The 8,409-nt window shown below is 35.4% G+C and carries 6 protein-coding genes and 1 pseudogene; 3 read left to right on the top strand and 4 right to left on the bottom strand.

Features of this window, described 5'->3' with window-relative positions; translation table 11 throughout:
- Both DEF52_RS05740 and dcd read right to left on the bottom strand, forming a co-directional pair.
- Nucleotides 1-894: pseudogene (locus tag DEF52_RS05740) on the bottom strand (baseplate megatron protein TIM-barrel domain-containing protein); the annotation flags it as partial.
- Nucleotides 895-1,229: 335 nt separating this feature from the next.
- Nucleotides 1,230-1,787 (bottom strand): dCTP deaminase, encoded by a 558-nt coding sequence (gene dcd / locus DEF52_RS05735; protein WP_006280485.1) that lies wholly within the window; start codon nt 1,785-1,787, stop codon nt 1,230-1,232.
- 141 nt (nt 1,788-1,928) lie between these two features.
- On the opposite strand from dcd, the gene DEF52_RS05730 reads away from it, so the two are divergent.
- On the top strand, nt 1,929-2,945 hold the full coding sequence (locus DEF52_RS05730) for a substrate-binding domain-containing protein (RefSeq protein WP_151808109.1): 1,017 nt from the start codon (nt 1,929-1,931) through the stop codon (nt 2,943-2,945).
- A gap of 79 nt (nt 2,946-3,024) precedes the next feature.
- Here the strand turns inward: DEF52_RS05730 and DEF52_RS05725 are convergent, their stop codons facing one another.
- Nucleotides 3,025-3,777, bottom strand: a complete 753-nt coding sequence (locus tag DEF52_RS05725) for a hypothetical protein (protein ID WP_151808108.1) — start codon at nt 3,775-3,777, stop codon at nt 3,025-3,027.
- Nucleotides 3,778-3,918: 141 nt separating this feature from the next.
- Between DEF52_RS05725 and DEF52_RS05720 the strand changes: the two genes are divergently transcribed.
- Complete coding sequence (locus DEF52_RS05720; RefSeq protein ID WP_151808107.1) at nt 3,919-5,379, top strand: TrkH family potassium uptake protein; 1,461 nt, start codon at nt 3,919-3,921, stop codon at nt 5,377-5,379.
- Nucleotides 5,380-5,642: 263 nt separating this feature from the next.
- Here the strand turns inward: DEF52_RS05720 and mgtE are convergent, their stop codons facing one another.
- A complete protein-coding gene (mgtE, locus tag DEF52_RS05715; protein WP_151808106.1) occupies nt 5,643-7,013 on the bottom strand; it encodes a magnesium transporter in 1,371 nt (456 codons plus the stop codon).
- Between the two features lie 153 nt (nt 7,014-7,166).
- On the opposite strand from mgtE, the gene prfB reads away from it, so the two are divergent.
- Nucleotides 7,167-8,271, top strand: a protein-coding gene (gene prfB, locus DEF52_RS05710; protein WP_151808105.1) for a peptide chain release factor 2 whose coding sequence is annotated in 2 segments (ribosomal slippage) — nt 7,167-7,241 and nt 7,243-8,271 — 1,104 coding nt in all. Because the reading frame shifts where the segments join, the coding sequence is not laid out codon by codon here.
- The last annotated feature ends 138 nt before the right edge of the window (nt 8,272-8,409 follow it).

Here is an 8,409-nt window from a genome sequence, read left to right as displayed (position 1 = left end):
CAGCGCTATATCCAACCTTTCGGCTCTCAGCCGATAGTGGTTGAGTACTACCGATACCCACTCAACATTTGGTAAATCTCCCTTTAATTGATCCAAAGAAAGCATTGCATCACTCTTTTTAGTGTGGTTGTTGTGATTTACCCTTTGCGCCAGCCCATATGGGATATATTGGTTGCTGCTTATTTTCTCTTGCGCGATTTTCTTCTGTATTTTTGTATCATATACAAACTCACCTGAACCTGGTATGATATTGATATTCCGAATATTTTCTGCTATTGAAAATCCACTGGGTTTTAATGCAGTTCGCACTTCAAATGTAAATATCGGGACGCGATTGTTATAGTCTGCTAAAGGAAAATTCTTGATGACTATGTAAGATATTCCCCTATAAGCCGGCACATTCCCCTCTCCTTCAATTGATGACATAAATGGATCAGGATTTTGGTCTTCTCTGCCGCTGTAAAAAGTATAATCTATTTCATCAAAGCTAAGTGATGTTGTATCTGCCCAGATTCTGTTTAATTTTTCTACTTTCCCCTTGCAGATCGCAATTGCAAGCGTTGCATAGTAATTATATGTAACGTTCATACCTCTTCCAATTTTACTTTTGGTGGTTATCGCCTCTTCTTTGATTGGCTGCGACCAAATAATGTTCCCTGCAACACGAGCAGTGCCATAGATAATTGGGATCGTCCTGCCGTAGGTTGAGGTTTGAACTTGCAGATTTTTTAGCCTTGCTCCATGCGTTACTTTCTGCTCAGCATCAAGGCTAAACATCGCACCATCAAGCTGCGCACCAAGAAGAGCACCGAGTTCTGAGCCGATAATCCGGCCAATTGGCCCAAAAATGCTGCCTGCTTGACCAAAAATTGATGATAAAATTATTGTGGACATGATAATCCTCCTTTTTGTTTCTATAGCTAATGTAGGCTCTACGTCATACCGCCGCGCCGCTAACAAGCAGCGGGATGACGAGCTTATCGTTATGCCGCCGCGAACCGTCATACCGCGATTCATTCGCGGTATAGATTCCGCTAACTAGTAGCGGAATGACGAATTTGTCGTTTTACAGCCACTTGGATGACAATTTGCTACTAAATAGTAGGAAATTCAATAACTTACAATGAATAGTTGAAGTTTTTAATTAAGAAAAGCACATGGTGTAGCTATAATTATTGTAAGCAACAATGAAAAAGTGCGGAAGTGAAAAATTACCACTCTCATGGCAATCACTTCACCAGCGGCAAAGTGATACCATGCTGATTCATATATTTTCCTTTCATATCATCATATGATTTCTCACACTCACTTTCGCCGCTTAAAAATACGAATTGGCATGCGCCTTCATTGGCGTAAATTTTTGCAGGAAGCGGAGTAGTGTTTGAGAATTCGAGTGTGACATGACCTTCCCATCCAGGTTCTAAGGGAGTAACGTTTACTATAATTCCACATCTTGCGTAAGTTGATTTACCAACACAAATGACCAGTACATTCCTTGGTATACGAAAATATTCCACTGTGCTTGCAAGCACAAAGCTATTTGGTGGAATTATGCATACGTCTGTTTCCTTATCTATGAAACTATTCTCAGAAAAATTTTTAGGGTCCACGATAGCTGAATTAACATTAGTAAAAATTTTAAATTTATTATCCACTCTTGCATCGTAACCATAAGATGATAGTCCGAAAGATATAACACCTTTGCTGCTTTTGTGATTCACAAAAGGCTCTATCATTCCAAAGTTTTCAGCTTTTTCTCTTATCCATTTATCTGGCATAACTGCCATAACTGTTCCTTGAAGTTATGTAATACTTACAATAATATAAAATAAAATTTAAATGTAAACTGTAGCTTTTGTCATGCAATTAAAGCTTTTCAGTTTGATGTTTTGTTACAATAATTAGATTTATGTTCTTAACTAAAAATAATGCTTAGAAACTTTCTCCTGATTTTTGTATTCGTATTATTCACGCCGCCGTCAAATGCTGATGCCAGGAAATACATCAGAATTGTTGGATCTTCAACTGTTTTTCCTTTTATCTCGTTTATAGCCGAGGAGTTCAATCGTGTATTCCCTTTTAAGACTCCAGTTGTGGAATCAATAGGAAGTGGATCAGGGTTCAAAATGTTTTGCTCAGGAATAGGGGAAGACACGCCAGACATCACCACTTCATCTCGCCCTATGAAGGAAGTAGAAAGAGAACTATGTAAAAGAAATAAAATTAATGAAGTGATAGAGATCATCATTGGCTATGATGGAATTGTCATTGCAAATTCAAATCAAAGCCATAGATTTGATTTCACAAAGAAGGACTTATTTGAAACTTTATCTGCATATTCTCAAGAAAATGATAAATTAGTAAAAAATAATAAGAAGTTTTGGTCTGATGTAAATCAAGCCTTACCAAAAACAGAAATTGAAATTTATGGTCCACATCAAAATACAGGCACATACGAAACTTTGGTTAATTCTATTATGCTTGATCAATATTCATGCATGAACTCGAGAATTTTCAAAGAGAATTATAAAGATCAGGAAGAAAGAAAGCAAGCATGTGGTAATATAAGGGATGACGGAAGGTATATAGAAGTTGGAATTAATGAAAACATAATAATACAAAAATTGAAAAGTAACAAGAACGCTTTAGGGATATTTAGTTTTAGCTTTTTAATGAGGAATCAAGATAAAATACAAGGGAGCACAATTGCAGGAATTGAGCCAACTTACGAAAATATATCATCGGGAAAATATATATTAGCAAGACCTCTATACCTTTATATAAAGAAAGAACACTTGGATACTGTTGATGGATTAAGAGAATTCGTAAAAGAAATTATAGATTCAATCGGTATTGAAGGTGGGTACCTATCTAGGCTTGGTCTAATTCCACTTTCAAGTGAAGATATAAAGAAAGCTTCAGCAAAAGTTTATGATATAACGTGACGGCAACGTTTCTTTTATATTCTTTGTTCTAGCGTAGTCAGACCCAGCGCGGCGCGCTGGGATGACAATGGATTACTAATTAGACAGTTCTGCGTTGTTGCAACACCCCAGAAACAACCGGGTCCGAGCTTTTCGTATTTGGACTTTCTGATTTCTCACAAACTCCTCCAATATAAGCTAGTACAGCCAATGCTGAAACTGCTGAAACTTCTAAAACTAATGCAACTACAGGATATGCCAGCACATAGGCTGCAATAGCACCAACTACGCATAGTCCAACAACGCCTAGAGCAATTTTCCCTTTGTGTTCACTCCAGAAGGTTGTTTCGTTCTTTTCTGGGGTTTTGTTGCCAGTAGTTGGTGTAGTAGTGTTAGTTACTATAGGAGCATTGGAATAAAGATCCTTTACCCACTTGTGATCTTCTATTTCTTGAATAACTTGTGCAAGAGCAGAATATTCTGTGTTATTAGGGTCAATTTTTTGTTGAAAGGGTTTAAGACCATCTATTGTATCTACAAAATATGGTTGACCTTCAAAAGAATTTACTACCTTGTAATCACACAAAAAATCACGAGTTTCTTTATCAGCTTTCTGCCAAATTAGTTCAATGATCCCTACTTTAGTGTTAACGCTAGTTTTAGTACAGCCAATAACATCATTTAAAATGGTACCTTTGTCACTAGTCAAAGTCCCCTCGTGGCTCAAAACTGCTTGTATATCATTATGTTTATTATTGTCGAGTACGTTCTGGACTTCTTGAAAATTGCCATTCCAGACTGCCTGTCTTAATGAACCTAGAATTTTTTCTTGTGCATCAGTTAATTCAACCATATCTTACCCCTAATAAAAATTTAATTATCACACATATTTACAAGTAAATCAAGTATATTGTTAATAACTGTTAATAAAGGCCAACAAAATGCTTGACGTTAGAGTAGCTTTTATGGCTTTGTATAGCGAGGAAGTAATTCTATGAAAAATCATCAACGTTTACAAAATTTGCGTTCAATTGTATTTATTGTGGGAATATTCCTATTGCTGTTTAGCTTAGCAATGCTTATTCCTGCTATTACCAATAAGTATCTCAGCTACGAATGGAAAAATTTTCTCGCTGGATTCATAATTACCTGCACATCTGGCGTAACTTTTATTTTGTTCGGTAAATTGAGTAGATTGCATGGAATGCCAGCAATTTTTGCGATTACTAGTTGCACCTGGATTGCCTTGTCTCTGTTTGCAGCTATTCCTTTCTATTTTGATAATCTGAGCTATGTTGATGCATTGTTTGAAACGATATCTGGCATCACAACCACAGGAGCAACTATATTTAATGATATTGAAAAACAATCTCCAGGAATACTGCTATGGAGAGCAATGCTACATGGCATGGGGGGTTTTGGTGTAATCACTTTAGGAATTGCAGTTTTTCCTATGTTTAAGGTTCTCAGCCTAAATAATTTACTTTATTCTGAGTATTCAGATGCTACCAAAAGGAAGTTGCCGAATACGCGAAGCGTAGTGATTCATGTTACGGCAATATATTATGGCTTAATTTTGTTATGCATATTTTCCTATTATCTAGCTGGTATGCCACTATTTGATGCAATATGTCACGGAATGTCTGCTGTATCAACTGGTGGATTTGCTAACTATAATGATTCTATAGGGCACTATAATAATCCCATACTAGAAGCCATAACGATCGTTTTTATGATTTTGGGTTCTCTGCCTTTTCTTAGCTATTTAAAAATTATAAGACGATTAGACATTTGCTATGATGAGCAAGTCTCTTACTTTGTTAAGATAGCTATTGTTTCATCTTTATTTGCTTGTTTTTGGTTGTATAAAAATGTTGATTTAGGAGTGTCATTATCATTTAGATGCAGCACATTTACCATCACCTCTTTAATTACGTCAACTGGTTATGCAATCTGTAATCATATAGATTGGAGTTTCATTTCAGTCTTAGCTTTTTTTCTCACCTTTGTTGGTGGATGTAGTGGTTCTTCAAGTGGTGGTGTCAAAATCTTCCGCTTGATTGTTCTTTTAAGGTCTATAAGAAATTACTTTTACCTTTTATTAAACCCTGATGCAGACAATGGAGTAAAATTCAATGGAAAAATTCTGGAGAATGATGAAGTTCACTCTGTCTTTATATTTTTTGCAATTTTCATGTTAACGTTTACCATTTCATCAATAGTGATGTCTTACTTAAGCAATGCAGACTTTATAACTAGCATCAGCTCAGTCTCTGCAACGCTTACAAACTCTGGCCCGGGATTTAGTAATTTAACAGGTCCTTCGGGTAATTATTCCTCTTTCAGTAATGAAGTAAAATTATTTCTATCGTTTTTAATGCTGCTTGGCAGACTTGAAATATTGCCAATCTATTTTTGTATAGGCAATTTATTCTTATTTAATAGAAAGAAATAGTTGGTGAAGTTGTGAAATTTGATATTATAGCTAAACTGACTTACGACAATTTGAAAAACCGTCATTCCGCTACTCGTTAGCGATATCTATACCGCGAATAAATCCACAGATGTACGAACATTGTGATTTGGGCACACCAGGAAGAATGTCATCCAAGTAGCCCCTTTCTCGTCATCCCGCTACTTGTTAGCGGGATCTATGCTAAGAGATACCGCGAATGAATCGCGGCATGACGGTTCGCGGCGGTATAGCTATAGATAGTATTAGCTATTTAATAAAAAGATCGTAGCTAAACCAAGAAATATAAAAGCTGAGAGAATATCAGTTGTTGCCGATGTTAGGATTGAAGAAGAAACGGCAGGGTCAGACTTTAAGCGATGAAGCATTATAGGAATGAAAGTTCCGATGAACGTTGCAATAATTGACATCATAATCATGGAGACCACAAAAATCATCTCCACTTTGAAGTTGTGAAACCTTATTGCTAACACTACTAATGAAATAGTAGATAAGATCACCCCGTTTATAAGACCTATTAAAAATTCTTTCATCAGTATTCTTTTTGCATTTTGCTCAGTTAGATATTTTGTTGCGATTGCCCGGATGGTTAGCGTTACTGTTTGGGATCCTGCATTTCCGCTCATTGATGCAATTATCGGCATGATTATTGGTAGTACTATAAAACTTTTTATTACATCATCGAAAAAGCCAACTACTATGGAACACATTGTTGCAGCTAAGAGGTTAAACAGTAACCAAGGTAGCCTTTTAATTATAGTTTTATGTATAGGGGCATTTATATCGGCTTTAGAAGATACACCGCTTATTTTGAGTACATCCTCTTCTGTTTCTTGTTGAACAACTTTTATCACATCTTCAATTAAGATCACACCAATAATTTTACCATTCTTATTTACTACCGGAGCCGATAATAGAGAGTAATCTTTAAATATTCTTGCTACTTCCTCTTGGTCTATTCCAGTTTTAATGATTTTTATGTCATGATCCATTATCTCTTTTATTATTGTGTCTCCTGAGTGAGATATTACCTTATTTAAATTAACACTGCCTATAGGCTCTAATTTTGAGTTGATAATGAATATCTGGTGAAATTTTTCTGGTATTTTTTTATAGTTGCACACAAATTTTGTCAGTTGATTTATTGTCCAATAATATGGAGCTATAACCATATCTTTATGTATTAACCTTCCTGCACTTTCTTCTGGATATGATAGCAACTCCTCTACCGATTTCTGAGTTTTGCTGGGCAAATAGTAAAGTATATTTTCTACAGACTTTCTATCTAAATCTTTCACTATGGTTACTATATCTTCTACATCAAGGAGCATTAGTAACTTTGCTGTATTTTCTATTCCCAATGTTTCTATGATCTCTATTTGTAAATCTGGCACTACATGCACTAGGGCATCACTTAACAAATGTTGATCGAGGATATTAACTAATTTCTCCCTGTGATCACTGATCGAAGTAGATAAAAAATAAGCTAACTGAACACTGTCTATCGTTTTTACAATATTACGAACATTCTCTAGCTCCTCGTTATCAAGTGACTCTATTAAGTCATCAATAGCCTTTTTGTCTAAACCATAATGGGAACTTATTTCAATATTCATTACTTTACCTTGTTTTTTAATAAATATACGCGCTTGATTTCCTTAAACATTAAAGTATAATGAAATTATTTAAATTAACTATCATATGGTTAAATTTCTATTTTGTTTACTGTTATTGTTATTGATAGTAAATATATTAAAATCTAAAGTATAATGAAAACTTATCCAGAAATTCTTGAACACTTTCAAAGCTTAAATAAAAGTATTTCTCTTATCAGGAGGTGTCTTTGACATAGAAAAATTAAAGTTGCGTCTTGAAGAGCTTGACTCCCAAGCGTCGAATGATGATTTGTGGCAAGATAACCAAAAAGCACAAGAAGTTTTAAAAGAACGTTCTAAAATTAAGAATGACGTAGAGTCGTTTTTAAAGCTGGAAAGCGATTACAACGATGCCATTAGCTTAATGAAGTCTGCTATTGATGAGAATGATGAAGAATTTTTCTCTGAAGTTGAAAATGAATTAGCTAAGCTAGAGAAATTAATCAAGTATAAAGAAACAGAGTCCTTATTTACTGGTGAAGCAGATAATAATAACTGCTTTTTAGAAATCCACTCAGGAGCTGGTGGAACAGAGAGCAATGATTGGGCTGAAATGCTGATGCGCATGTATGTAAGGTGGGCAGAAATTTATCACAACTTTAAAGTTGAAGTTGTAGAAAAATTAGAAGGAGAGTCGGTTGGTATAAAGTCCGCAATGATAAAAATCGTTGGAGAAAAAGCTTATGGGTGGGCAAAAAGTGAAAGTGGAATTCACAGGCTGGTTAGAATATCGCCGTTTGATGCAAATGGTAAACGTCATACCAGTTTTGCAAGTGTAGGAGTAACTCCAGTGATCGAAGATTCAATTGATATTGCTGTGGATGAAAAGGATCTAAAGATCGACACCTACCGTGCTTCCGGAGCAGGCGGTCAGCATGTGAACAAAACTGAAAGTGCAGTACGCATTACGCATATTCCAACTGGTGTTGTAGTTCAATGCCAAAATGGTCGTTCTCAACACAGAAATAAAGATGAGGCATTGAAATTACTTAAAGGACGTTTATACCAAATTGAACTGGAAAAAAAAGAACAGAAAATGGCTGAAGAATATGGTAAAAAATGCGATATAGGCTGGGGCAATCAGATCAGATCGTACGTTATGCATCCATATCAAATGGTGAAGGATTTAAGAACCGGACATGAAGTGGGCAATATAAATTCTGTTTTTGATGGTAATATAGATTGTTTCATAGTTAGTGTGCTTACTAAGCAAAATTAGGTAGGGTTGACTTTCTTGCCATAATATATGATAATTAAAATATTGTTAAAGTAGGAGTAAAGTTATGGCGATTAAATATGATCAGTGGAAAAGTGACCTTACCCAGAAAAAGTGGAGAGAAAGTTTGGAATGTTTTTT

Origin of the sequence: Wolbachia endosymbiont of Nasonia oneida, assembly GCF_009012935.1 — a bacterium.
GTDB classification, from domain to species: domain Bacteria; phylum Pseudomonadota; class Alphaproteobacteria; order Rickettsiales; family Anaplasmataceae; genus Wolbachia; species Wolbachia pipientis.
The sequence above is the reverse complement of the archived record's forward strand: the minus strand, read 5'-3'. Positions and strand labels throughout refer to the sequence as shown.